Here is a 2,680-nt window from a genome sequence, read left to right on the forward strand (position 1 = left end):
GCGTCATTTCGAACTCCAACCTCATCGAAGAGCTCTCCGACCTGCTCGGCAGCCTCGTGAAGAACATCCATTCGTCGAAGACGCGCGAGGTTGCGCTGCGCTCCGACAAGTAACCGGCCCGACACCAGGTCGAGAAGAAGCCTCCCCGCGGACGCCGCGTCGGGAGGCTTTTCTATTGCGCGGCATGTTCCACGTGGAACATCGGCAGCTCCGCGCCCAGACGGGGCGGGAAACCCTCCCGCGAGGTGGTTCAGAAAAGCCATTCCAGACGGCGGTGAGAGAGTTGAACAACGGCCTTGTGGAACAACTCTCGCATTCTCGATGTTCCACGGGGAACATAGTCAGCTCCGCCCCCAGACGTAGCGGGAAGCCCTGATTCAAGAGGGTACCGAAAAGACTCTGCGGACAGCGTCGAGAGAGATGAACAACGCCCCGTGGAACAACTCTCTCGGCCCCGATGTTCCACGTGGAACATCGGTGGCGTCTTCGCGCTCAGGCCGAGCGGGGAGCCCTGTTCCAAGGGAGTACCGAAACGGCTCTTCGGCCGACGTTGAGAGAGTTGAACAACGCCCCGTGGAACAACCCTCTCGACCTCGATGTTCCACGTGGAACATCGCTCCTGAAACTACAGCTGGTTCCAAACGAGCGCCGGCACGGCCGCCGTGTCCGACGCCCATCGCGTACCCACGGTGCGCGCCAAATTCTGACCTCCCGTCACGGCGGGCACCGGACTCAGGCCGCAAGCCCTCATGATGTCCGCCATCCGAACGATCTCGGCGGGCTCTACAGGACGGCGCAGGTTGCTCACCCCTGTCACGTTGAGAAATTGAGCGGAACCTTCAGGCGTCTTCATCACAAGAACCTTCGAGCGACTCAACGTACGGGCCACCGCTTCACCGCAGGCACTCACGCCCTTCGCCGCAAGTTGCTCGATGATGAGCCCAAGAAAGGCCTGAGCGAGCAGATCAGCCATCTGAAGGCCGCCCTCCGGCATCGACGAAATTGGCGGCGAAACCGAAACGGCCCTTCCGAACCGGTCATGGAGCTTCTTGGTCAACCAACACTGGAGTCCGTCCCGGTTCTCTTCCAAAAAAGTCCGCGCTGCCGCGAGGTGTCTTTCCGTCAGACCGGCGGCAGGATCTCCGAGGAAAAAGTCCCGCTCCTCGAACGAAACGCCCATGATCGTGAGGGCCACAAGGAAGAACACCGCCGGTTCGATGTCGACGTCTTGCTTCAACTGACGGATCTTCCTGTCGAGCCCGAGCTCCTTCCAAATGCGCCTCAGCGGAGCGTGCCCGTAAGCGCGAAGGGGCGCGGCTCGTCGAGCTCCGTCCATCCGCTCTCCTCGAAGAGCGCCTGCACGGCCTGCGTCTTGGCGGCACTCTCAGCCCGCACCTTTCTCTCACGCTCGCTCGGATAGAGCGCCTTGAGCTTCTCCAAAGCATCCGGATCACCTTCTCGGAGCTTCTCCAGATTCCCGAAATTTCTGACGACTCTGGAACGGTTTTTACCGTCCGGCGTGCGGTACGACTCCTTGAGCAGAACGTACTGGTTCTTGCCGCCGTGACCGTCCTTCACTACGGAGATATACATGCCTTGCTCCTGCGTGGGCGCGCCTCCATGCTCGACTTGTTCCACGTGGAACATTCATGGTCGACGCGCCGCTCCCAAACGATGTTCCACGTGGAACATCAGTCCTTCTTCGCGATCAGATCGTAGAGCGTCTGACGAGGAATGCCGGTCACCTTGGAGGCGAGCGCGGCGGCCTTCGAGGCAGGCATCGCTTCGGCGACGGCCTCAAGCCAGCGGCGTTCCGCTTCGCCCAAGGTCGCCTCGCGTTCGGGCGCTTCGTCGATCAGCACGACGTATTCGCCCCGCGGCTCATGTGCGGTCGCCCATTCGGCAAGCTCCGACGCAGGCAGCCGCGTGAAGGTTTCGAACTTCTTCGTGATCTCGCGGGCCACCACGACAATCCGTTCGGGTTCGAGCGCGTCAGCAAGGTCGGTCAGAAGCTCGCGGATGCGGTGGGGCGCCTCGTAGAGGACGAAGGGTTCCGGACGCGAGGCGTAGCGCGCGAGCGCCGCCTTGCGGGCTTTGGACTGCGGCGGGACGAACCCGACGAAGGTGAAGCCCGAACCGCGCAGCCCCGAAGCGGAGAGCGCCGTCACGACGGCCGAAGCGCCCGGCACGGGAACGACCGCATGACCGGCTTCGCGAAGAATCGCCACGGCGTGCGCACCCGGATCCGAGACCGCAGGCGTCCCGGCATCGGTGACGAGCGCAACGCGCTCACCCGCGGCGAGTCTTGCCATGATCTGCTCGGCCCCGGCGCGTTCGTTGTGTTCGCGTACGGAGATAAGATGCGCATGAATCCCGAATCTGTCCAACAGCTTCCGTGTCTCTCGAGTATCCTCAGCAGCAACCGCATCAACGCGGGAGAGCACCCAAAGCGCCCGCAGGGTTATGTCGCCGAGATTGCCGATAGGCAGTCCGACCACGTAAAGCGTTCCGGTCGGGAAGGCCTGTTCGGGAAGCCCCGCCGTCGTCATCAAAGCATTGTCTGTCCACATGGATGGAGAAGAGGTCATTCGTCGTGTCTCATCGAGCCGTTGTAGCGCGCACCCTGTGCTGCGCACTGCTAACTTTACCTGCTTTGCCCCTCCTGGCCGCCCCGGAGGAT

Annotated in this window: 3 protein-coding genes; all 3 read right to left on the bottom strand. The window is 62.4% G+C overall.

The features are described from left to right. Nucleotides 1-625: 625 nt before the first annotated feature. Nucleotides 626-1,237: a hypothetical protein gene (locus HMPREF9440_RS08965; protein WP_148516606.1), complete on the bottom strand. Its 612-nt coding sequence runs from the start codon at nucleotides 1,235-1,237 to the stop codon at nucleotides 626-628. 44 nt (nucleotides 1,238-1,281) lie between these two features. Then, nucleotides 1,282-1,593, bottom strand: a complete 312-nt coding sequence (locus HMPREF9440_RS08970; RefSeq protein WP_148516609.1) for a hypothetical protein — start codon at nucleotides 1,591-1,593, stop codon at nucleotides 1,282-1,284. Nucleotides 1,594-1,691: 98 nt separating this feature from the next. Next, nucleotides 1,692-2,588, bottom strand: coding sequence for a 16S rRNA (cytidine(1402)-2'-O)-methyltransferase (rsmI, locus tag HMPREF9440_RS08975; protein WP_316244795.1), 897 nt, complete (start codon nucleotides 2,586-2,588; stop codon nucleotides 1,692-1,694). Nucleotides 2,589-2,680: the final 92 nt, after the last annotated feature.

It is taken from the genome of Sutterella parvirubra YIT 11816, assembly GCF_000250875.1.
Lineage (GTDB): Bacteria > Pseudomonadota > Gammaproteobacteria > Burkholderiales > Burkholderiaceae_F > Sutterella > Sutterella parvirubra.